This window comes from Microbacterium sp. I2 (assembly GCF_051364985.1).
In the GTDB taxonomy this organism is placed as follows: domain Bacteria; phylum Actinomycetota; class Actinomycetes; order Actinomycetales; family Microbacteriaceae; genus Microbacterium.
In genome coordinates, this window is sequence record NZ_JBLWIH010000023.1 from 217,058 (window position 1) to 238,990 (window position 21,933).

A 21,933-nucleotide genomic window follows, 5' to 3' on the forward strand; every position below is an offset into this window, starting at 1 on the left:
GGCGGAGAACCCTACAGCCTGCTCGCCCGGTCGCCCTCAGGCCCCGAGCGCCGCCACGTCGGTGAACAGCGTGTCGGCGCCGACCTGGCCGCCCTTCAGCACCAGCTCCAGTCCGTCGACGGCGGAGTCGGACGCTTGGGCCCGCAGCAGCACGACATTGCCCCAGGGGTTCGCCGCGATCGAGAGCGACGCCACGCCGAGCAGTCGCGTGACGCGGCTGGACGTGTCGCCGCCGCAGACGATGACGCGACGGGTCACGCCTTCCCGGACGGCGATGGCGACGACGGATGCCGCGGCCTCCGCGATCGCCTCGAGCACGCGTCCCGCCGCGGCCGAGCTCGTGTCGGCGTCGTCCGAGGTCAGCACCACTCCGCGTCCGGACCTCAACGCGGCGACGACCTCGTCGATCGTCGACCCCAGGTCTGCGGCGCCGAGCGGCAGGGGCAGGACGAGCCAGCCGGCGGCGGCCGCGGCATCCGCCTGCCGTCTCGTCTGCGCGGAACGGCTGCCCGACACGACCAGGACCGGGCCGGACGCGGGTGTCGACGTCGGAAGCGCGGCAGCCTCGCCGGGTGACGCCGCCGCGATGCCGTGCGACAGTCCGCCCGAGCCGATGGCGAAGATCGGCGAGGGCAGCGCCTTCAGCGCCGTTCCCACCGTCACGAGGTGCTCGTCGGTGAGCGCATCGAGGACGAGCGCCGCCTCGGGCGTGTCGCGCAGGCGGGCCGCCAAGTCGCCGTAGGCGACGAGGGACACCGAGCCGAGGGGGAGCGAGGTCTGGCGGCCCACGTGGACGGCGAGGTCGGCCTCGGTCATCGGCGTCGACGGATGCGTCGACATCGTCGGCTGCCGGTCGAGGCGGTAGACGACACCCCGCTCCGCGGCGAAGTGCTGCCCGAACACGGTGTAGCGGCCGAAGTCCGGCTGCGCGAAGAGCATCGGCACCGGGCGGTCGCCGAAGACCTCACGCCCGAGCTCGATGACCCGGCCGAGGCTGCCGACCGTCGGGGCCGAATCGGCCGTCGAACACGCCTTGTACTGAACGATCCGGGGTGAGAGGCGCTGGAACGCCTCGAGCACCGGGCGCAGTTCGGCGTCCATGGCGTCCGGATCCAGCGAGCGCGAGATGCCCGCCACCCCCACCACATCGACCTCTGACGCGGCGCGGCGCAGGGCCGCGGCATCCGGAATCGCCGTGAATAGCCGCCCCGTCCACCCGCGCCGTGCGAACTGCAGCAGCGCGTCGACACTCCCGGTGAAGTCGTCGCCGTAGAACGCGACGACCTCGCCGGAGCGACGGGCGGGTTCAGACACGGACGGGCCCGAACAGCTCGGTCGCGCGGCGTAGGGCGGCCGAGCGCTCGATGGCGACGTCGACGGTCTCGCCCTGGGCCGCCGAGGCCCACGCATCGCGCATGCTCGCGACTCCGGCTGCCGCGCCATCGGGATGACCGTGGATGCCGCCACCGGCGAGCACGAGCAGGTCGGTCGTCCCCACCGCGGCGTACGTCGCGTGCGCGAGGCCGCCCCACTGCCCCGACGACAGCACGGGGACCGTGGGTGTGAGGCCGAGCAGCGGCTCGCGGACCGCGGCGATGGAGTCGAGCACCTGGTCGTCCGTCTCGTAGAACTTGTTGCTGATGCCGTTGGTGTGCAGGTGGTCGGCGCCCGCGAGGCGCGCGAGCTTCTGCCACGCACGGAACCCTATCCCCAGCTGGTCCGAGCGGCCGAACGCCCCGAACATCGCGCGATGCCCGTGGATCGGCACGGCGGTGTGATGGCGCAGGAACTCGAGCCCCGCGATACCGACGAGGTTGATGCACGCCATGACGCACGTGCCCCCCGCCTCGACGACGAGATCGTGGTTGGCCTCGAGGCGCCCGATGTCGTCGGTGATATTGAAGGCGTACATCGGTTTGCGGCCGGTGCGGTCGGCGTAGCGTTCGAGCACCGGCATGACCGCCTTCACGCGCTCGGCCAGAGGAGCGCTCGGGCCGTTGCCCTGCAGCTCGTCGTCTTTGATGAAGTCGATGCCGGCTTCGGCGAGCTCGCCCACCACCTCGGCGAGGTCGTCGGGGGAGAGACCGATGCTGGGCTTGACGATCGTGCCGATCATGGCGCCCTCGGATCGGCCCATCAGGCGGCGTGTGCCCTCGACCCCGAACGCCGGGCCGGCGTAGCGCTCGGCGAACGCCGGCGGCAGGTCGATGTCGACCAGCTTGATCGCTGAGAGCTCTTTGATCTCGAAGAGGTTGCCGGCGACGGCGGCGAGCAGATTCGGCAGCGACGGCCCGAAGTTGTCGAGCGGGAACCGCAGGCGCATGACTGCGCGGCGTCGCTGCGACGGATCACCCACGGCTCCGGGCAGCGGGGACGATCCCGTCAGCGGCACCTCTTCGATGGACTCCACCTGGGCCGCGAAACGGGCCCGCAGGTCGTCGGACTCGCGCTCGACGCGCACGAACGTGCCGGTGGACTGCTCGCCGGCGAGAACCTCTGCGGCATGCCGCAGCGGAAGCGAGGTCTCGATGACGTAGGTCGCGAAGACGTGCTGACCGGTCAGCCCGCCGCCGGTCAGCCCGCCGCCCGTCAGCCCGCTGCCCGTCAGACCAGCGCCACTCATCGCCACACCAGGGGGAGCCAGACCGACATCTCGCCCGCACCCCGGTTGCCCCATGCGTAATAGGGCACGAGGCGCACGGTCGCCGTGCCGAGCTCGGTGTCGGCGAGGTCGTCGTAGAGCGCGTCGTCGTCGGCGCCGGGCAGGACGGCGATCTCGGTCTCGAGTGCGATCACGCGGTGGCCCGCGATCTCGGACTCGATCGGAGTGAAGGTCGCGCCGCGGCGCAGCGCCGCCTGCTCGAGCACGACGCCGTCAGGAAGATCCGCGCTCTCGAGGCTGTAGACCACGGGTCCGCGGCGCACGGCGACCTGGTTCGTCGCCTCCTCGGCGAGGCGGTGGGCGCGCAGGACGTGGACCGGCATGGGGAGCGTGAGCTGGATGACATCGCCCTCGCGCCACTCGCGGTCGATCCGCGTGTAGGTGCCCGGGGCGGTGACCTCCACCGCGTCGCCGTTGACGGTGAGCGTCGCGCCCGACGACCAGCCGGGAATGCGGAGGTGAAGCGGGATGCTCCCCACGCCCTCTCCACGCATCGCTGGCCCGCTGCGCGGAGCCTCGGGGCGCGTGGGCCCACCTGATGCAGTCTCGACGGTCCAGGTGATGGTCTCGCTCCACGGATAGTCGCCGTCTTCCCGCAGCGCGAGGGTACGACCGTCCTCGGTCGCGACGTCGACGCGGCCCCCGCCGTAGAGGTGCAGGTACAGTCCGTCGTCGCCGAGCGACGCGGCGCGCTCGTGGAACCGCGCCAGGGTGCGCGCGATGTTCGGCGGGCAGCAGAAGCAGCTGAGGTACGACTCCCGCAGGCGCTCATCCGAGGGCGGCGGCTCGGGCGTCGGATGGATCGCCGTGTCGCCCGGCCGGCGCAGGGGGTAGGGCAGGTCACGCACCTGGCGGAGGGGGTTGGTGTAGAAGTAGTCCGACCCGGCGAGGCTGATGCTCGAGAGCAAGCTGTTGAAGGCGATCTGCTCGATGACGTCGGCATACTTCGCGTCGCCCGTGAGCGACAGCATCCGTTCGCTCCAGAAGATCATGCCGATGTTGGCGCACGATTCGTTGTGCGCGGTGGTCTGCGGCAGCTGGTACGCGCGGCCGTACGCCTGGTGCACGCGGCTGATCTGGTCCTGCCACGGCGAGCCGTCGGGCGAGGCGCCGTCGTAGAGCGCGCCGCAGCCGCCCGTGATGTAGAGCTTCGTGTCGATCACGTCGTGCCAGAGTCGCTCGAGCACCCCGACCAGCTCGGTATCGCCGTTCTCGACGACGAGATCGGCAAGTCCCGCGTAGAGGTAGTTCGCGCGCACGGCGTGCCCGGCCACCACGGTCTGCTCGCGCACCGGGAGGCGATCCTGGTTGTCGTCGCCGCCTTGGAACTCGTCGCGCACGCGCACGAAGGCCTCGGCCAGGCGCAGGTAGCGCTCGTCGCCGGTGGCGCGGTACAGCTCGATCACCGCCATGTAGTGCGAGGGGCAGATGGCGCTGCGCGCGAGCTCGACGGGCTTGTTGGTGGCGAGGTCCTCGAGGAACGATGCGGCCTTACGCGCCGCGTCGAGCAGCGTGGTGGAGCCGGTCACCTCGTAGTGGCGGACCCCGGCGGTGATGAGATGGCCGAGGTTGTACGTCTCGAAGTGGAAGCGGTCGGCGAGCGCCAGGGCGTCCTCCTGGTTGCGCGCCGAGATGATCGTCGGTGTGTGAAGGTAGCCGTCGTCGCGCTGCACCGAGGCGATGAGCGAGGCGATCTCTTCGATGCGCGCCCCGAGCTCGGGGTCCGGATCGGTCTCGAGCCGCGCGATCGCTGCTTCGAGCCACTTGTAGAAGTCGCCGTCCATGAAGGGCGGTCCCTCGTGGCTGCCCTGCTCGAGTCCCGCGGCGATGCGGAAGTTCGCCAGTCCGGGGCTGACGGCTGAGTCGCTGAGCGACGACCAGATCTGCGGAATCGTGACGTCCCGGGTGCGATCGTGCACCTCGCCCCAGAAGCCGCTGGTCCACCGCGCGCTGTCGGCGCCGAGGGGTCGCAGACGGGCGTGGGCCCGCAGCGCTGTCGTGGCGGTCATGAGGGTGTTCCTTCCGAGTGGCGTCAGGTCACTGTAGTCACGATTTGAGCATGAAGTGAATAGAATTTCAACACTGAGTGTTGACACACCTTGCAATGGTGCCTACTGTCGTGCTCGTACCTTTCACCCGCATGGCCGTCGTCAAGGAGGACGCTATGAACACCCGCAGCAGCAACCGCCGCCGCACCCTCGCCGCAGTCGGCATCGCTCTGGCCGCCGTCATGCCCCTCGCGGCGTGCGCCGGCGGCTCCGGCGGCACCGGCTCCGGAGGCGAGGGTGGCTCCGGCGGCTCCGATCCCGAAGCCTTCACCGTCATGACCGCCAACGAGAACCCGGTTCTCGAAGAGCAGCTCGACGCGCTCGCCGCAGGCGCCTGCGAGGCCGAGAACGAGGCGCTCCCGCTCGAGCACCAGAAGGTCGCACAGGCAGACACCGTGCAGAAGGTCACGCTGCTGGCCAGCCAGGATGCGCTCCCGACCCACACCATCGCCGGCACTGCGCTGATCCGCCCCGACGGCGACCTGGGCGCTGCCGGGCTCGTGGGCGATCTGAAGGCCGCGCTCGAGGGCGCCGACGCGTGGGACAACGTTCTTCCGGCCGCGGCATCCACCGTCGAGCAGGTCTACGGCGGCTTCGTCTCGATGCCGTACCAGTACAACATCGAGGGCATCTTCTACAACAAGCAGATCTTCGCCGACAACGGCCTCGAAGAGCCGCAGACGTGGGACGAGCTCGTCGAAGCATCCGCCGCGCTGCAGGATGCGGGCGTGGTGCCGATGACCGAGGCGGGCGCAAACGGATGGCCCCTCACCCGCATCATGGGCATGTACATCTTCCGCAACATCGGCCCTGACGCGATGGCCGCAATCCGCGACGGCGATGCGAAGCTCACCGACCCCGAGTACGTCGCCGGCGCACAGGCGCTCGCCGACTACGCCGAGGCGGGCTACTTCGGCGAGGGCTTCTCGACGCGCGACGGCGACACATCGTCCAACATGTTCCTCACCGGCGACGCGGCGATGACCTACGACGGCACGTGGCTGCTCAGCGCGATCAACGACCCCGACCGCAACCAGATCGGCGGCGAGAACGTCGGCTTCATGCCCTTCCCGGCTGTCGATGGCGGCGAAGGCTCGATCGACCAGTACCCGGCCAACGCGGGCGCGCCGATGATCGTCAACGCCAAGGAGTTCGGCCCGAAGGTCACCGACTGGATCAGCTGCATCGCCGAGAACTACGGCCAGCAGGCGCTCCAGGACGCGGGTGTCATCTCCGGCTTCGCCGTCAACGGCGAGGTGACCGACATCTCGGAGAACACCGTCGAGATCCAGGAGCGCATCGCCGGGATCGAAGAGACGACGCTGTGGTTCGAGGCCCTCTTCGACCCGAAGAGCAACTCGCTCGCCTCGACCAACGTGACGCTTCTCACGACGGGCCAGATGAGCCCTGAGGACTACATGGCCGAGCTGCAGGCGAGCATCGAAGCCAACGGCTGATCCGGATCTGAACCGCCGGCCTCCCGGGCCTAGGCTCGGGAGGCCGGTCCTTCGAAAGAAAGCCCCCGCCTGATGAACTCGATCTTCGGCGATCGCAAGACGATCATCATCTTGCTGGCACCCGCCCTCCTGCTCTACACGCTCCTCAAGGTCGTTCCGGTCCTCTGGTCGTTCGGCCTGTCGTTCTTCGAGGGCAACACCCTCCGCGGTTTCGACTGGGTCGGGCTCGAGAACTTCGCCACGTTCTTCACCGACGGGGCGGCGCTGCAGTCGATGTGGGTCAGCGTCTTCTTCGCGATCGTCGCGACGATCGGCCAGGTCGCGCTGGGGTACGGACTGGCGCTGCTGTACGTCTTCGTCCTGCGCAAGGGATCGTCGTTCATCCGCACGATCGTGTTCTTCCCCGCGATCCTGCCGACCGTCGCCGTCGCGCTGCTGTTCAAGAGCTTCGTCGCCGTGGGCGACAACCAGGGTCCCGTCAACGACATCATCAACTTCTTCGGCGGCGAGAGCGTCGAAGTGCTCGCCTCGACGGTGGGCACCATGTCGACCGCGATCGTCATGACCCTGTGGGGATCGATGGGCTTCTACGCGATCCTGCTGTACGCGGGGCTGCTCGACATCCCCGAAGAGATCATCGAGTCGGCTCGACTCGACGGCGCGAACGGTCTGAAGCTGGTGCGGCACATCGTGCTGCCGCTGTCGCTCCCGATCCTGTTGTCGTCGATCATCTTCAGCCTCAACGCCACCCTCAAGGTGTTCGACAGCCTGCTCGCCCTCAACGGCGGCGGACCGGGTACCTCCACGGCGCCGCTCACCCTGTACATGTACCGCACGGCGTTCGAATACGCCGAGTACGGCTACGGCTCGACCATCGCACTCGTGCTGACGCTGCTGTGCCTGGTGTTCACGCTGGCGATCTTCCGATCCTCGCGACGGAAGGCGGAGGTCTGACATGACGACGACGATGACGAAGGATGCTCCGGCCACGGTCGCCGTGCCGACCCGGCGCAAGCCCGCCCGCACCCCGGCACGCCGCAAGGCGCTGCGGCTGGTGCGGCGGATCCCGGTGTGGATCCTGGTCGCGGTGCTGATGGTGGTCGTGCTGTACCCGCAGGTGTGGATGGTGCTCGGCTCGTTCAAGACACAGGCCGAGTTCCTGTCGAACCCCGCGCTGTCGCTGCCCGAGACGTGGCAGTTCGACAACTACATCTCGGCGCTGACCAACGGCAACGTGGGCCAGAACTACCTCAACAGCATCATCGTGACCATCCCGTCGGTGCTGCTGATCGTCTTCATCGGTGTCGCGGCCGGCTACGCGCTCGAGGTCATGATCTGGAAGGGGCGCAACGGCACCCTCCTGTACATCCTCGCGGGCATCATGGTGCCCGGTCAGATGATCCTGGTGCCCCTGTTCATCGTCTACTTCCGCATGGGCATCACCGACTCGCTGCTGCCGCTGATCATCACGTACACCGTGATGGGCCTGCCGCTGACGACGTTCCTCATGGCGACGTACTTCCGCTCGGTGCCGCGCGAGATCTTCGAGGCGGCGACGGTCGACGGCTCCGGTCCGCTGCGGTCCTTCTTCGTGATCGGCGTGCCGATGATGAAGAACGCGATCCTGACCGTCGGCCTCGTGCAGTTCTTCAGTGTCTGGAACGACCTGCTCATCGCACTGACGTTCACGACGCGTCCCGAACTCGCGACGATCCAGGTCGGCCTGCTGAGTCTCAGCGACGAGTACGGCTCGACGCAGTACGGACCGCTGTTCGCGGCAGTCAGCATCAACATCGTGGTGCTGCTGATCGTCTTCCTCGCCCTGAACAAGAAGATCATGGCCGGTATGGCCGGCGGCGCCCTGAAGGGCTGAGAGGCTGTTCCCATGACAAAGGCCGCACCGCGCATCGCTTTTCTCCACACCGGAGCGGTGGTGATCCCGCCGGTGTCCGACCTCGCGCGTGAGCACCTTGCCGGCGCCACGACCGTCAACTACCTCGATGACAAGATCGTGGCCGATCTCGGCGACCCGCAGCGTGCGGCATCCGTCCCCGAGCGCCTCATCGACCTCGCTAGGGCCGCCCAGAGCGCCGGAGTCGACGTCGTCATGCTCACGTGCTCGTCGATCTCGCATCTGGCTGCACCCACGGCCGAGGCGGTCGGCATCCCGGTGCTGCGCATCGATGAGGCGATGGCGGATGCCGCGGTCCGCGCCGGCGACCGGGTCGCGGTGCTGGCGACCCTGCCCACGACCCTCACGCCGACCCTCGGTCTGCTGCGCGAGCGCGCCGACCTCGCAGGGCGTTCGCCCGAGTTCGTCAGCGAGATCGTCGAGGGAGCGTTCGAGGCCGTCGCGTCGGGTGACCGCGCCACCCACGACCGGCTGGTCGCGGAGGCGATCGAACGTCTGGCGACGGATGCCGATGTCGTGGTGCTCGCGCAGGCCTCGATGGCGAGCGCGGCCGAGGCCGTGTCGGTCGACGTTCCCGTGCTGACGAGCCTCGAGCCCGGCATCCGTCGCCTCAGCGAAACCGTCGCGGCGCTCTGACACCGCCGAGGCCGGGGCCTGCGGGCCGGACTCGGTCAGCCGACGTGCCGGACTTGCGGCCGCCCTCGGCGAGTACGAGCGGCGCGCCGGCGCCTGCCCCAGTAGCGGGGCACCCGTTCGGCGTAGCGCTCGTATTCCGAGGGGAATCGTGATCGGAGCGCGCGCTCTTCCGCGACGGAACTGACATGCTCGGCGAGCACTCCCACCGGAGCGGTCGCCGCGATCCAGGCGGAACCGCGCCACAGGCCGATTCCCACGTGGACGAGCCACCAGCCCAGGTACATGGGATGCCGGCTGAACGCATATGGTCCGGTGGTGACCACGGAATCCGGGTGCTCGAGACGGAACCGGCTCGAGGCATGGTGCCTGCGTTCTGCGAGCGCCCACGCGTTGAGCGCGCACCCGGTCACCGACAGTACACAACCGGCCGCGCGCTGGACCGCCCGGCTTCCCGGGATCGGCACTGGGTATACGCGATGAAGCAGGAGGACTCCGACGATGCCGAGGATCGACCCGGCAGGAAGCGGAAGGCTCTCGTACACGGCGACTGCGCGCCGAGCGATCCACCTCACCACGAGCGGCGGATCAGCGTCGGCCGTGATCCTCGACGTCCGGTTCCGCACGAAGGACATCGGCGATCTCCTCCTCCGGACGCGGCGCCACGGTCTCATCGACCTCGAGCTCGGGGACGGAGGGCTCGCCCGGGCCCGGGATGTGGTGCGCCTGAGCGGCGCGATCTGCAGGGCCTGACACGACGAATCCTCCGATCGGCGATACGCACAGAATACGCCGGGACGTCGACTCCCGCCCGATCTTCAGCAGACGTCTCGGCCGGACGGCGGGTACCCGGCGCGGGAACCGGCCTCCGACCGGGTGCGGGATGCCGGGTCAGCGGCCGGCGAGTGCTTCGGCGGAGCGCAGGTCGGTCACGAGCGTCGTGACCCAGCCACCGGCGAGCGCGCCGTGGATGGCCTCGAGTTTGCGCTCGCCCCCGGCGACGCCAACGCGGCGCGGGATGCGCATGAGGTTCTCGACCGGGATCGCGATGATGCGGTCGTCGAGCTCGCCGCGCACGAGGGTGCCGTCGGCCCGGAAGATGCGATGGCAGATGTCGCCCACGGCACCCTGCGAGAGGAGGCCCTCGCGCTCCTCCGCGGCGAATGCGTTGCCGCTCGTGGCGAGCACGTCCGACGGCTCGATGCTGCCGATGCCCATGATCGCCATGGTCAGGTCGTTCCAGTGACGCGTGACCTCCTGCATCGACGGGTCGCGCAGCAGGCTGTCGCGGATCGCCGGGTCGGCCACGACCCCCGGAGCCTGGACGTAGACCGGCTCGGCCCCGAGCATGTGCGCGAGCTCGCCCAGGATGCGGTTGGAGTGGCTCTGCGCTTCGGGCGCGCCCACGCCGCCGAGCAATTGCACGACCTCGGTGGCTGCGCGCACCGTGAACGGCCGCATGCGGTCGACCATCGCGAGGATGGTCTGACTCCACGACGAGACGCCGATCCGCTCGGAGCCCGAGAGGGTCGCCTCGAGGTAGGCGGCGGCGCCGGCGCCGACCGACGCCAGCAGTTCGCGCTCGTCGGCGTCGGAATCCACGTCGACGACGACGGCCTCGGCCAAGCCGTATCGCTCCTCGAGCTGCTCTTCGAGCTCGGCGTAGACGCCCGGGGCGACGGTGACGATGGTGCGGACGATGCCCAGGGTCTCGGCACGCTTGAGCAGACGAGAGACCTTCGCCTGTGAGATATTGAGCGCGGACGCGATGTCGGCCTGCCGTACACCGCGCTCGTGGTACATGCGCGCGACCTTGGTGAGCAGGCGCACCTGACCGTCGACGGGGCGGGTGTAGCGGGTCAGTGACACGGAGACTCCGATCGAGGCGATCCCGGATGAGGATTCGCTTACGAAAGGATATTCACTTTGCGCCCGCAGGGCTAGGGGAACCGCCGAGAGAACTCCTGGTCATCGGCTGAAGGCGTCGACGAAGCGGTCACGGAAGTCCTGCATCGCCCACACCGGCGCATCCGCCGACGGACGCACACCCGGCTCCCATCCCCACGACTCGATCGCCTCGAACACCGCGGCGTCCTTCGCGATGATCGTGATCGGCACGTCATACCCGGCGTCCGCGCCGCTCACGACGCGCGCCGGCTGATGATCGCCGAGTACGATCAGCACGAGATCCTGCTGCTCGAACGTCGCGAGGTACGAGAACATCGACGACAGCGAGTAGGCCACCGAATCCGCGTAGAGCTCACGGGCCCGCTCGGCATCGGTCCAGGCCGTGACCGACGATTCGCCATCACCGACGTGCGACGCGAACACCGACCCGTCGCCGAGCTCGTCCCATGGCACCATGCGTGGCAACGGCGTCCAGGGCGCGTGCGACGAGACGAGGTCGATCTCGGCCATCACCGGTCGGGGATCGTCGAGACCGGCGCGGTCGTGGAACACCTTCCACGTGTACTGGTCGGGCATGCGCGCGTAGCCGAACGCAGGTCCTCGGTAGCCCATGCTGCGTGAGTCGAGCACGGTGTCGAACCCGTAGAACGCCTCGCCCGCCTCCCAACCCCTGGTGTTCGAGGGCACGACCGCCATGGTGTGCCACCCTGCGGCGTCGAAGAGGCTTGAGATCGTCGAGCGACCGTGCTCGAGCAGCCGATCGTAGGTGCGCGGCGAGTCCACCCGGACGCCGCTCTGCAGCGTCGCGTGGGCGAGCCAGCTCACACCGCCGAAAGTCGGCGACGTGAGAAAGCCGCTCTGCGCGGAATAGCCGTGACGCGCGAGAGTCTCGGCACCTTCGTCCAGCGTGTGCGCGATGTCGTCGGTGAACGACGAGGACTCGACGGCCACGCGACCGTAACTCTCGACGAATGCGATGACGACGTCCTTGCCGGCGAGCAGTGACATCGGCCGCGACGGCGGGTCGGATGCCAGAGGATCCTCGGCGAGGTCACGCTCGAAGGCCTGCTGCTCCTGCGCGCTGGCGGCAGCGCGCGCCGACGCCGCGACGAGCGTGTCGCCGGCACCGGATGCTGCGACCGGCGTGCCCGGCACGAGCTGGGCGCCCGTGAGCGATAGCACGACCCAGGCGGCCGCGATCGTCGAGACGACAGCGCGACCGCGCGCCCCGTTCGCCCGTGCCGTCCGCCCGACTCGCAACGCCGAGGCGGCGACGACAACACCCAGTCCTACGACGACGGCGCCGATGAGTGCGACGAGGACGGCCGCGCCGACGGGACCGACCGCGTCTTGAACGACGCCGAAGGCGTCGGCGATCGCGCCGCCGTCCTCGGCGAGGTTGAACGGGCGGTCGATGGTTGCCCGGAATGCCAGCTCGAGAGAGGCGAGAAGGATGCCGGCGACGACGATCGCCGCGAACGCCCCGGCGGTGAGCCTTTGCGCCACGTATCCCGGGACGGTGAGGAGGACGACCAGCGCCACCAGGGACTCGGCCGGCAGGCCCAGCAGCGCGGCCGGGTTCCCCATGCTCAGCGCTCCCGGCACAAGCGGCACCACGAGCAGGATCGCGCACGCGAGGAGCGTCAGCGGTGCGCTTCCGTGCGGACTGCCGCGCTCGCGGAAGGCCGGCTCACGGCGTCGGGCCATGATCCGTGCTCCACCGATCGGCCGCTGCCACCGCGCCGTCGATGCCGGTCGACGATGCGCCCGAGGCGGCCCGCTCCGACAGCGCGTAGCGCAGGAGCACGACGTCGCCGATCTGCCGCGACTCGGCGAGGCGAGCCCGCCGCGTCGCGGTCCACGGGAACGCGCCCGCATCGACGAACCGCGGCGCCCGGGGTTCTCCGACGAAGAACGGCGCGATCACCAGCTGCAGCTCGTCGGCGATGTCCTCCCGGAGGAACTGCGTATGCAGCCTGCCGCCGCCCTCGACCATGAGCCGGCGGATGCCGCGTTCGGCGAGGTCGTGCACGATGTCGCGCATGGTGACGACGTCGCCGAGGGAGACAACGGTGGCACTGCCGCCGAGGGCGCCCGCGGTGCGATCCGCGACCGTGCGCGGGCAGTAGACGAGCTTCTCCACGTCGCCGGCGGTGAAGAAGCACGAGCCGGCCGGCAGATCGCCGCTGCCGGTGACCGTGACCTTGACGGGGGATGCGCTGCGTCCCTCGGACACGCGGTGCAGGCGCCGGTCCTCGCTGCGCACGAGCAGCCGTGGGTCATCGCGCCTGACCGTCGACGCCCCGACCATGATCGCGTCGCTGTCGGCACGCAGCTGATCGACCCGATCGAAGTCCTCGGCGTTCGACATGATGAGGCGCTGCGGCGCCTCGCCGCTGAGATAGCCGTCGAGCGAGATGGCACAGCTGAGGGTCACGTACGGAAGAGTCATGTCGTGGCCCGCCTTCCGGCATCGACGGATGCGGGGCGTCGACGCAGCACGGACGCCGTGATGACGAGGGCACCCGGCGTCAGGGCGATCATCACGAGTACGCCGTACGCGGTGGCGGCCGTGATGCCCGCGGCCGCGCCGAGCCCCATCGCACTGAACGCCCATGCGGCGGCCCCCTCGCGAGGACCCCAGCCCCCGATCCCGAGGGGGATGGAAGAGGCGAGCACCGCGGCGACCGCCACGAGCGTCAGCTGCCCCGCCGACGCGACGACGCCCGTGGCGATGCAGGCGACGACGAAGGTCAGGACGTGGGCCGTGACGACGATGGTCGAGGCCGCCACCACGGCCAGGATCGTGCCGATCCCGCGGAACGCGTCGTGCAGGATGGTCAGCTCGCGGACGAGTGCGCGGCGGACCCGGCCGCTCATCATCGCCAGTCCGGTCACCGCGAGGACGACGGCCAGCAACGCGAGCGGCAGCGCCATGGCCCGAGCGGAGACCGAGAAACCGATAGCGCCCACCACGACGACGGCGAGCGCGAGCTGCACAAGCTGCCCGGCTGCGCGCTCGGCTGCGACGGCCCGCGCCGCTTGGGCGACCCGGTCGACACTGCGGCCGTGCGACACCGCACGCTCGACGTCGCCGACGACACCGCCCGGGAGCACCGTGTTCAGGAACTGCGAGCGATAGTAGGCGGCGACGGACTGGCGCCAGCCCAGCCGGAGGCCGAGACGCCCGGCGAGGATGCGCCACCGCCAGGCGGCCGCCGCGGTCGCGACGGCGGCGAGCAGAACGGCCGCCCCGATCGCCGGGGGCGACACCGACGCGATGCCGCGGAGGAAGGGGTCGGTGCCCGTGACGGCGAGGATTGCGACGAGGAGGGCGACGCCGATGCCCGCCCGCATCCACGGCTGCCACCGCGACGCCGCGCCCGCGGGCCGCCTCCTCGACGGTGCGATCACGGAGCTCATGACGGCCACGCCAGGAGGTCGACATGGTGCACGACGACGCGCAGGCCGTCCGCCGCGAGCTGGGCGGACCGCATCCGGGCGTATTCGGCCGCCCATTCGTGCAACGCCGGCCGCTGCGCGACGGCGGCGTCGAGCCAGCCGTCGAGCCACTCCGCGATCAGCGCCCGATCCCGGGGTTCGAGGCGCCACGGGGAGTCCGCGACCCGCACCGACCAGCCCGCAGACCGGAAGAGGTCGGCCACCACGGTCGCGGCATCCGGCCCCAGCAGCTGCCGGCCATCGACCGTGCGCCGCTGATGGTCGTTGAAGGCCGCCTCGAAGACGCGGTCGCCGGGGTCGATCGGGTCGAGGGCGACACGGCCGGTCACCGACAGCGCGAACAGTGCGGGCGCACCCGCCGCGACACAGGCCGCGACGACGGCGGCGGCCTCGTCGGCCGAGAGCACGTCGAGCAGCGCCGACGCGGTGACGAGCGATGCGCCCGCCACATCCGCGCCCTGCAGTCCGCCGAGCTCGCCGACTCGCGTGCGCACGGTGACGGTCGCGCCGCCGCCGTCGTGCGCGGCGGCCGTGGCCGCATGCTCGAGCAGCGCGTCGTTCCAGTCGTGCAGCACCCATGTCTGCGGCCCGGGAAGCAGCGGCGCGCACCACCGCACCATCGAGCCGGTGCCGGTGCCCAGATCGTGGACGACGACCGGTGGCCGCAGCATCCGTCCCGCCTTCACGGCGAGCGCCCGTGAACGCGAGCCGGCGTCTGCGTCTTCGCGCAGTGTCAGCCAGTCCGCCGACACCGGTATGACCACGCTCATGACAGTGCCTCGAGTGTGGAGTGGATGGTGCGGGCGGTGTCGCTCCATCGTCTGCGGGTCGGTGCCGCGTGCCGGGCGGCCGCGGTCATGCTGGCGCGAAGCTGCGGATCCTCGAGCCAACGCCGAAGGGCCTCGCCGAGCGCCGTCGGGTCGGCGGGCGGTGCGAGCATCACCGCGCCGGGCGGCTGGGCGGCTTCGGGGATGCCCCCGACGCTGCTCGCGATGACCGGGATGCCGCGGGCCAGGGCGTCGCCGATCGCGATGCCGTACGCCTCGGTGCGAGAGGGGGCGACGAGCAGATCAGCGCGCGCATAGGCATCATCGAGCTCGCCCGCCGTGAGCACTCCCGCCCACGTGATCCGCTCCGACAGCCCGGCTGTCGAGGCTTCGGCAGCGACCCGCGCTGCGAAGTCCGGCTCGGTCGAGGCGGAGCCGGCGAAGGTGCAGGTCCAGGACGGAACGTCGCCGAGGCGGATGAGTGCCTCGATCAGCGTGTCCTGTCCCTTGTGCGCGGCGACGACGCCGACGCACAGCAGCGACCCGCCGGTCGCGGTGCCCGTGGCCATGGCCGCCTCGTCCGCGCCTGGCGTCGCGACCACGAGCCGCTCGGCGGAGCTGAGACCACGCCGCGCGAGCTCGTCGCGAAGCCACGCGCTGCCGGCGATGACGCGGTGCGCGCGGGAGAGGGCCCGCTTCTCGCCCTCGACCGCCTGCGGGTCGGCCTCGGGGAACGCCTCGGCCAGCATGTGCGCCAGCACGACGACGCGAAGGCGGGCTTCGGCTGCCTCGATCGCGGACGGCCGGCCGATCGCGATCAGGCCGTCGACCACGACGAGGCTTCCGTCAGGGATGGGCTCGAGCGGGTCCGTTTCGGGTGCCTCTGGTGCGACTTCCACGATGCGCACGTCCCAGCCGAGCCTGCGCAGCTCGGTCGTCACCCGCTGGTCGTAGACGTTGCCCCCGCTCACGCGGTCAGGATCGTCGAAGCCGTCGGGAACGACGAACCACACGACCCGCGCGGACCCGCTCACAACGTCACCGCGAACGACGCCCACGCGACGTGCGACTCGTGCAGCGTCACCTCGATGCCGGTGAGGTTGCCGGCGCCGAGGCCGTCCTCGCGCACGGCCTCGACGAGGCGCTCGGCCACGAAACTGCACAGGCGCTCGGTCGTCGTGTTGACGCCGGCGAACTCCGGTGCGTCGTCGAGGTTCCGATACGAGAGAGTCGACAGGATGCCGCGCAGCGCCTCCGACGCACGCCCGATGTCGATGACGACCCCGTCGGCATCGAGCGCGTCCGCGCGGAAGGTGGCATCCACGACGTACGTGGCGCCGTGCAGGCGCTGTGCGGGTCCGAACATCTCGCCCGTGAAGCTGTGGGCGATCATCATGTGGTCGCGGACGGTGAGCGAGTATGTCATCCGGAGTCCCTCCAGTCGATCGTGTGGCACATGCCCGGCAGCGCCCCCGACGCGATCGCGCCCATCACATCGGGAAGCTCGCGCCACGACGACTCGCCGGTGAGCAGGTGGTCGAAGGCCGGGTCTCGCAGCAGCCGCAGCGCGAGCCCGAGGCGGTCGTTCGTCGTGCGGGTGCCGCGCCGGCGCGGCGAGACCATCCCGACCTGGCTCGAGCGGATCGTGAGGCGCCGTGAGTGGAAGGCGCCGCCGAGCCGCACGTTCGCGGTGCGGTCGCCGAACCAGCTGGCCTCGATGATCTCGCCTTCGGTCGCGGCGGTGTCGATGGCCAGCTGCAGGCCCTCGTCCGACCCGCTGGTGTCGATGACGAGGTCCCGATCCTGCGGGGCGTCGGCAGGTGGCGCGTAGGCGACGCCGATCCGTTCGCACACCTCCTGCTTCGTGGCATCGACGTCGACGATCACCACCTCGACACCGGGGATGCCGCGCGCGAGCCGTGCCACCGCACAGCCGATCATCCCGGCGCCGATCACCGTGACCCGATCGCCGACCAGGGGCGCGGCGTCCCACAGGATGTTCACCGCCGTCTCGACGGCGCCCGCCAGCACCGCTCGGCGCGCCGGAACGTCGTCGGGGACGACCGCGACGGCTGCGGCGGGCACGACGAACGCGGACTGATGCGGATACAGGGCGAACACCGTACGCCCCGCGAGTTCGGTCGGCCCCCGCTCGACCACGCCGACGTTCAGGTAGCCGTACTTCACCGGTCCGGGAAAGTCGCCCGCCTGGAACGGAGCCCTCATGCGCTCGCGCTCGCCGGCCGGCACCTCGCCGCGGTAGACGAGGGACTCGGTGCCGCGGCTGATGCCGGTGTAGAGCGTGCGGACCAGTACCTCGCCGGGCGCGGGAGCGGGCACGGCCTCATCCCGGAGGGATGCCCGAGCGGGGGCCTCGAGCCAGTACGCGGTGGCCCTCATCAGCGGGAAGCCCCGATCGATTGAACCGGGACCCACTCCTGGAACGTGTTCCCAGTGGTATCCATGACGGAAGCACGGAGGTCAGCATGCCGAAAGTTCATTTCGCTCCGCTCTCGTCGATCGCGGCCGGGCTGCTGGGCCTCTGGGCGACCGACCGCTTCTCGCCGCTCTCCGCCGCCGGATGGTCCGCCGGACTCCTCTACCTTGTCGTGTCGAACGGACTCCTCGCCAGGGGGTTGCACCGCAGCGGGCTGACCGTCTTCGGGTGGGCGAACGCGGCCACCGCGACCCGCTCGACGCTGGTCGGTCTCGTCACCGCGCTCGTTGCGACATCCTTCGATTCCCCAGTGTCGGTGCCGCTGCTGGTCGTGCTCGCGAGCATCGCCCTTGTTCTCGACGGCGTCGATGGATGGCTCGCACGGCGCACGCATTCCGAGAGCGAGCTCGGGGCGCAGTTCGACATGGAGGTCGACGCCTTCCTGCTCCTCGTGCTGGGCGTCTTCGTGGCGCCGGTGCTGGGGTGGTGGGTGCTCGCGATCGGGCTGCTGCGGTACGCGTTCGTGGTCGCGGGATGGTTCCTGCCGTGGATGCGGGCGACGCTGCCGCCGCGCTACTGGCGCAAGGTGACGACGGCGGTCGCGGGCATCGCGCTGACCGCGGCGGCCAGCGGACTGCTGCCCACGTGGGCGTCGCTGGCGGTGGTGCTGATCGCCCTCGCCCTGCTCTTGGAGTCGTTCGGCAGAGACGTGCTGTGGCTCGTCTCTCACCGACCTCGCACGACGGCCCGCGTTGCGGCGGGTCACAGAACTAGGAATGGAGTGGTTCGATGACCAGAACGTCTCAGCGGGTCCTGTGGGTCCTGCGCATACTCAGCGCCGTCCTCCTTCTGGCGACGGGAGGCATCCACCTGTACCTCGCCCTCAACGGCGTGGGCGGCATCCTCGGCGTGATGTTCATCCTGAACGCGATCGCCGGGCTGGTGCTGGCGATCGCGATGGTGGCATTGCGGGGACGGATGCTGCAGGCCGCGGCCGTCCTGAGCCTGCTGTTCCTCATCGCCACGCTGGGGGCACTCGTGCTCGCGCTGACCGTCGGCTTGTTCGGCATCCACCAGGACTGGAACTTCACGCTGGTGCCCGAGACGGTGATCGTCGAGTCGATCGGGATCGTGGTGCTCGCGGTCACGACGGCGATGGTGCTGCGCGCTCCGCGGGAGTGACGATCGCGGCGCAGCGCAGCAGCCGCCTCGCCCCGGGATACTGTGGGCTCGCGCCCGACGGGGCCGCCGGGGGAGGAACCATCCATGACTGGTACGAGCGACCCGACCAGCGTTGAGCGTACGACCTGCATCGTCGTGGGTGGCGGTCCCGCGGGCCTCGTCGTCGCGCTCCTCCTGGCCCGGGCGGGAGTGGACGTGGTCGTGCTCGAGAAGCACGCGGACTTCCTCCGCGATTTCCGCGGCGACACGGTCCACCCCTCCACCATGAGTCTGCTCGACAACCTCGGCTTGTTCGAGCAGTTCGACGCGCTCCCGCAGAGCCACATCAAACAGGTGACGCTCCCGGTGCCCGGCGGTCCCGGCGTCGTCATGGCCGATTTCAGCCGTTTGAAGGTTCCCCACCCCTATGTGGCGATGGTTCCGCAATGGCACCTGCTGAATCTGCTCGCCAGTGCCGGGAACGCGGAGCCGACCTACTCGCTGCGCACCGAGCACGCGGTGACGGGAGTGGTGCGCGAGAACGGTCGCGTCATCGGCGTCGACTACACGTCTCCGGCGGGGGAGGGGCGTCTTCTCGCGGACCTGACGATCGCGTGCGACGGTCGATGGTCGGTCGTTCGCCGCAGCCTGGATCTTGCTGGGCGGGAGTTTCCGGTCGGCTTCGACGTGTGGTGGTACCGCATCAACACTGAGAAGCATCTCGCGGAGTCGCTCCTGCCCCGCGTCAGCCGGGGTCGTGCGGCGATCGCGATCCCGCGCGAGGGGTACGTACAGGTCGCGGGACTCGGCAAGAAGGGCTCGGACGAGGCGATCCGGAGTCGGGGAATCGATGCCTTCCGTCAGGACGTGGCAACCCTGCTTCCCGACCTCGCCGACGACGTGCACAGCATCGCGTCCATGGACGACGTGAAGCTGCTCGACGTGAAACTGAACCGGCTGCGCCGCTGGCACGCGCCTGGCGTGCTGTGCATCGGTGACGCCGCGCACGCGATGTCTCCGGTGGGTGGCGTGGGAATCAACCTCGCCGTGCAGGATGCCGTCGCCACCGCGCGCATCCTCGGCGAACCGATCCGCAACGGCGCGATGCGTGGTCGGCGAGGTGAACGTTTCCTCGGGCGCGTGCAGCGGCGCCGCACCTTCCCCACCGTCACCATCCAGGCCGTGCAGCGGATCATGCACTCCCGAGTGGTGATGCCCGCGCTCGACGGCAAAGACATCACTCCGCCACCGCGGCTCGCCAAGCTCCTGCGACGTTTCCCTCGCCTGACTGCGCTGCCTGCCCGACTCATCGGTATCGGGCCCCGACCAGAGATGCCTCCCGCATGGGCCAGGCGCACAGCGGAGGACGAGGTTCGCCCGGTGTGAGCCGCCGCCCTGCAACCTCACCCTCGCTGGTCGAACAGCCGTATTCTGCAGGCAACAAACGGATGCGTCCCCGGCACGCCGGCAGCGCGTAAGAGGATCATCAACGGGCGCCTGACACTCGACCCGCAACTCGGTCTATGACTTGACCGCACCGGCGGTCAGACCTTCGATGACCTGCCTCTGGAGAATCAGGAACAGCGCGATCGGCACGAGCATGATGATCGTCGCTCCAGCGAGGGCGCCGGTGATGTTGAACCCGAACTGCGACTTGAACGCGGCGAGCGCGAGCTGGACGTTCTGGTTCTCGGCCGACACTGTCAGGAGGTTCGCGAAGAAGAACTCGTTCCAGATCTGGACGAACGCCACGACAGAGACGGTCGCGATCGCGGGTCGCGAGAGCGGAAGGATCACGCGGCGAAGCAGAGTGAAGTATCCGGCGCCATCCACGATCGCCGCCTCTTCGAGTTCCGGAGGGATCGTCTGAAGGAATGACCGGAGAACCACGAAGCTGAAGGGGAACTGCAGTGCCGCGTACAGGAGCACCAAGCCGGCCTTCGAGTCGAACAGACCGAGTTCGCGGACGATGAAGAACACCGGAGTGGCCAGGCCCACGAGGGGGATGGCGAGCGCGAGGGCGAAGGTCGTGTTGAGGAATCCCTTGCCCACGAAATGGAACCGGGCAAGCGGGTAAGCAGCGAGGAACGCGACGAGGAGCGCGCCCGCGGTGCCTCCGACCGCGTAGATGAGGGAGTTGAGAATGTACTCCTGCAGGTGGATCTGCGTGAACGCGTCGATATATCCCTGCACCGTCACCGGCGTGGGCCAGAAGCCCTCGCCCGTGTTGATCTGCCCTGCGGTCTTGAAGCTCGAGATCATCACCCAGACGGTCGGGAGAAGGGACAGCACCGTCGCGAGCACGACGGTGACGTAGATCACGATCGTCGCAGGCACGCCCCGGCGGTGGATGCGGCGGGCCGCGGTGCTCTCGTAGGAAGTCATGCTCAGCGATCCCCGATTCTGAACAGGCGCCGGATGAGGACGATGAGGATCGCGCCCAGCGCGATGATGACTGTTCCCACGGCGTTCGCGAAGCCCCAATCGCTCTGCAGGTAGGCCCGGTAGGCGTAGAGGGCGAGCGAGACCGTGGCGTCGTCGGGTCCCCCCGAGGTGAGGATGAAGACCAGATCGAACATGCCGATGTCTGCGAGCACGCGGATCAGCACGCACGTCCCGATCGCGTTGCGCAACAGCGGCAGGGTGATCAGTACCTGCTGCTGGAGCTCGCTCGCGCCATCCACGCGCGCCGCCTCATAGAGTTCCCGCGGGATCGAGGCGATCTCAGCCATGATCACGATCATCACGAAGCCGAGAATGAACGCGAAGGTTCCGGCCACGGCCCACCGCGCGGTCGCACTGTCGTAGAGCCAGTCGCGACCGCTGATGCCGAGGGGCGCGAGCATATTGTTGAGCAGCCCCAAACGCGAGTTGTAGAACATCGAGAAGATCAGCGCATACGCCGCGCCCGAGATCACGAACGGGATGAACAACAGTGTGCGGAACGCCTCCCATCCCCGAGGCTTCAGGGCCAGCACCATCCCCACTCCGACACCGAGCGGCACCTGAACGAAGACGCCGATCGCGAGGTAGAAGAGAGTGTTGCCGAGCGCCTTCGCGAAGACCGGATCCGCCAGCATCCGCTCGTAGTTCTCCCACCCTACGAACTCGAGTGAGCGTCCGCTCCACGAGGTGAACGACGTCGCGATCAGCACGACGAGGGGTATCGCAAAGAAGGTGCCGAAGAGCACCGCGGCGGGCGCGATCGAGAGGAACGCGGAGAGGCGCATCCCGCGCGGAATCGGGGGTCCGGCTGCGCCGCCGGGTTTACGGCGCAGCCGGAGGGCAGGAGCGGTCAAAGCTAGCTTCCGCTCGCGTTCGCGTCGCTGGCCAGACGAGAGAGGAACGTTTCGGTGTCGATGTCGCCCTTGACGTAGGCGGGCCACAGGTTCTTCCAGGCGTTGCCGAATCCTGCAGGACCGTGCACGCGAACGTGGGGATAGGTGAAGGCGACGTCGTCGGATGCTGCGACCAGGCCGGCAGACA

At 69.5% G+C, this 21,933-nt stretch carries 23 protein-coding genes; 7 read left to right on the plus strand and 16 right to left on the minus strand.

Annotation, left to right across the window (positions count from 1 at the left end):
• Positions 1-36 precede the first annotated feature (36 nt).
• The 3 genes from ACLKM7_RS17935 to ACLKM7_RS17945 are packed head-to-tail and all read right to left on the minus strand — an operon-like array spanning position 37 to position 4,671.
• Entirely contained in the window at positions 37-1,314 is a 1,278-nt protein-coding gene (locus tag ACLKM7_RS17935) for a four-carbon acid sugar kinase family protein (RefSeq protein ID WP_436448658.1), read from the minus strand.
• Positions 1,307-2,623 (minus strand): RuBisCO large subunit C-terminal-like domain-containing protein, encoded by a 1,317-nt coding sequence (locus ACLKM7_RS17940; protein ID WP_436448659.1) that lies wholly within the window; start codon positions 2,621-2,623, stop codon positions 1,307-1,309. The genes ACLKM7_RS17935 and ACLKM7_RS17940 overlap by 8 nt, the downstream gene beginning before the upstream one ends.
• Complete coding sequence (locus tag ACLKM7_RS17945) at positions 2,620-4,671, minus strand: glycoside hydrolase family 127 protein (protein WP_436448660.1); 2,052 nt, start codon at positions 4,669-4,671, stop codon at positions 2,620-2,622. Before ACLKM7_RS17945 ends, ACLKM7_RS17940 begins: the two co-directional genes overlap by 4 nt.
• A gap of 155 nt (positions 4,672-4,826) precedes the next feature.
• On the opposite strand from ACLKM7_RS17945, the gene ACLKM7_RS17950 reads away from it, so the two are divergent.
• The 4 genes from ACLKM7_RS17950 to ACLKM7_RS17965 all read left to right on the plus strand — a co-directional run bounded on the left by ACLKM7_RS17950 (position 4,827) and on the right by ACLKM7_RS17965 (position 8,715).
• Positions 4,827-6,167: an ABC transporter substrate-binding protein gene (locus tag ACLKM7_RS17950; RefSeq protein ID WP_436448661.1), complete on the plus strand. Its 1,341-nt coding sequence runs from the start codon at positions 4,827-4,829 to the stop codon at positions 6,165-6,167.
• A 72-nt stretch (positions 6,168-6,239) separates the two neighbouring features.
• The gene (locus ACLKM7_RS17955; protein ID WP_168911786.1) at positions 6,240-7,121 is read left to right on the plus strand and encodes a carbohydrate ABC transporter permease; all 882 of its coding nucleotides are present in this window, start codon (positions 6,240-6,242) and stop codon (positions 7,119-7,121) included.
• 1 nt (position 7,122) lies between these two features.
• Positions 7,123-8,040 carry a carbohydrate ABC transporter permease gene (locus tag ACLKM7_RS17960; protein ID WP_436448662.1) on the plus strand — a complete coding sequence of 306 codons (918 nt, stop codon included), beginning with the start codon at positions 7,123-7,125 and terminating at the stop codon, positions 8,038-8,040.
• Between the two features lie 12 nt (positions 8,041-8,052).
• Entirely contained in the window at positions 8,053-8,715 is a 663-nt protein-coding gene (locus ACLKM7_RS17965) for an aspartate/glutamate racemase family protein (protein ID WP_436448663.1), read from the plus strand.
• 35 nt (positions 8,716-8,750) lie between these two features.
• Here ACLKM7_RS17965 and ACLKM7_RS17970 read toward each other — a convergent pair whose 3' ends face one another.
• The 10 genes from ACLKM7_RS17970 to ACLKM7_RS18015 form a co-directional block, all read right to left on the minus strand.
• Positions 8,751-9,347: a methyltransferase family protein gene (locus tag ACLKM7_RS17970; protein ID WP_436448664.1), complete on the minus strand. Its 597-nt coding sequence runs from the start codon at positions 9,345-9,347 to the stop codon at positions 8,751-8,753.
• Complete coding sequence (locus tag ACLKM7_RS17975; protein ID WP_436448665.1) at positions 9,301-9,468, minus strand: hypothetical protein; 168 nt, start codon at positions 9,466-9,468, stop codon at positions 9,301-9,303. The genes ACLKM7_RS17970 and ACLKM7_RS17975 overlap by 47 nt, the downstream gene beginning before the upstream one ends.
• A 135-nt stretch (positions 9,469-9,603) precedes the next feature.
• Positions 9,604-10,581, minus strand: coding sequence for a sugar-binding transcriptional regulator (locus tag ACLKM7_RS17980; protein ID WP_436448666.1), 978 nt, complete (start codon positions 10,579-10,581; stop codon positions 9,604-9,606).
• 99 nt (positions 10,582-10,680) lie between these two features.
• Complete coding sequence (locus ACLKM7_RS17985; protein ID WP_436448667.1) at positions 10,681-12,327, minus strand: CDP-alcohol phosphatidyltransferase; 1,647 nt, start codon at positions 12,325-12,327, stop codon at positions 10,681-10,683.
• On the minus strand, positions 12,311-13,072 hold the full coding sequence (locus tag ACLKM7_RS17990; RefSeq protein ID WP_436448668.1) for a RibD family protein: 762 nt from the start codon (positions 13,070-13,072) through the stop codon (positions 12,311-12,313). Before ACLKM7_RS17990 ends, ACLKM7_RS17985 begins: the two co-directional genes overlap by 17 nt.
• Positions 13,069-14,043, minus strand: coding sequence for a lysylphosphatidylglycerol synthase transmembrane domain-containing protein (locus tag ACLKM7_RS17995; protein WP_436448669.1), 975 nt, complete (start codon positions 14,041-14,043; stop codon positions 13,069-13,071). The genes ACLKM7_RS17990 and ACLKM7_RS17995 overlap by 4 nt, the downstream gene beginning before the upstream one ends.
• The gene (locus ACLKM7_RS18000) at positions 14,040-14,852 is read right to left on the minus strand and encodes an SAM-dependent methyltransferase (RefSeq protein WP_436448670.1); all 813 of its coding nucleotides are present in this window, start codon (positions 14,850-14,852) and stop codon (positions 14,040-14,042) included. The genes ACLKM7_RS17995 and ACLKM7_RS18000 overlap by 4 nt, the downstream gene beginning before the upstream one ends.
• Positions 14,849-15,883, minus strand: coding sequence for a glycosyltransferase family 4 protein (locus ACLKM7_RS18005; RefSeq protein ID WP_436448671.1), 1,035 nt, complete (start codon positions 15,881-15,883; stop codon positions 14,849-14,851). The genes ACLKM7_RS18000 and ACLKM7_RS18005 overlap by 4 nt, the downstream gene beginning before the upstream one ends.
• Positions 15,880-16,275, minus strand: a complete 396-nt coding sequence (locus ACLKM7_RS18010; protein ID WP_436448672.1) for a 6-pyruvoyl trahydropterin synthase family protein — start codon at positions 16,273-16,275, stop codon at positions 15,880-15,882. Before ACLKM7_RS18010 ends, ACLKM7_RS18005 begins: the two co-directional genes overlap by 4 nt.
• Entirely contained in the window at positions 16,272-17,249 is a 978-nt protein-coding gene (locus tag ACLKM7_RS18015) for a dehydrogenase (protein ID WP_436448673.1), read from the minus strand. The genes ACLKM7_RS18010 and ACLKM7_RS18015 overlap by 4 nt, the downstream gene beginning before the upstream one ends.
• 86 nt (positions 17,250-17,335) lie before the next feature.
• Here ACLKM7_RS18015 and ACLKM7_RS18020 point away from each other — a divergent pair, with 86 nt between their 5' ends.
• From ACLKM7_RS18020 to ACLKM7_RS18030, 3 genes are all read left to right on the plus strand, one after another.
• Positions 17,336-18,079 (plus strand): CDP-alcohol phosphatidyltransferase family protein, encoded by a 744-nt coding sequence (locus tag ACLKM7_RS18020; RefSeq protein ID WP_436448674.1) that lies wholly within the window; start codon positions 17,336-17,338, stop codon positions 18,077-18,079.
• Positions 18,076-18,468: a hypothetical protein gene (locus ACLKM7_RS18025; RefSeq protein ID WP_436448675.1), complete on the plus strand. Its 393-nt coding sequence runs from the start codon at positions 18,076-18,078 to the stop codon at positions 18,466-18,468. Before ACLKM7_RS18020 ends, ACLKM7_RS18025 begins: the two co-directional genes overlap by 4 nt.
• Before the next feature lie 84 nt (positions 18,469-18,552).
• Positions 18,553-19,833 carry an FAD-dependent oxidoreductase gene (locus ACLKM7_RS18030; RefSeq protein ID WP_436448676.1) on the plus strand — a complete coding sequence of 427 codons (1,281 nt, stop codon included), beginning with the start codon at positions 18,553-18,555 and terminating at the stop codon, positions 19,831-19,833.
• 135 nt (positions 19,834-19,968) lie between these two features.
• On the opposite strand, the gene ACLKM7_RS18035 is transcribed toward ACLKM7_RS18030, so the two are convergent.
• The 3 genes from ACLKM7_RS18035 to ACLKM7_RS18045 all read right to left on the minus strand — a co-directional run.
• A complete protein-coding gene (locus ACLKM7_RS18035) occupies positions 19,969-20,832 on the minus strand; it encodes a carbohydrate ABC transporter permease (RefSeq protein WP_436448677.1) in 864 nt (287 codons plus the stop codon).
• 2 nt (positions 20,833-20,834) lie between these two features.
• Positions 20,835-21,677 (minus strand): carbohydrate ABC transporter permease, encoded by an 843-nt coding sequence (locus ACLKM7_RS18040; protein ID WP_436448678.1) that lies wholly within the window; start codon positions 21,675-21,677, stop codon positions 20,835-20,837.
• A gap of 71 nt (positions 21,678-21,748) precedes the next feature.
• Positions 21,749-21,933, minus strand: a 185-nt coding sequence (locus ACLKM7_RS18045) for a hypothetical protein (protein ID WP_436448679.1), incomplete at its 5' end; no start/stop codon positions are given.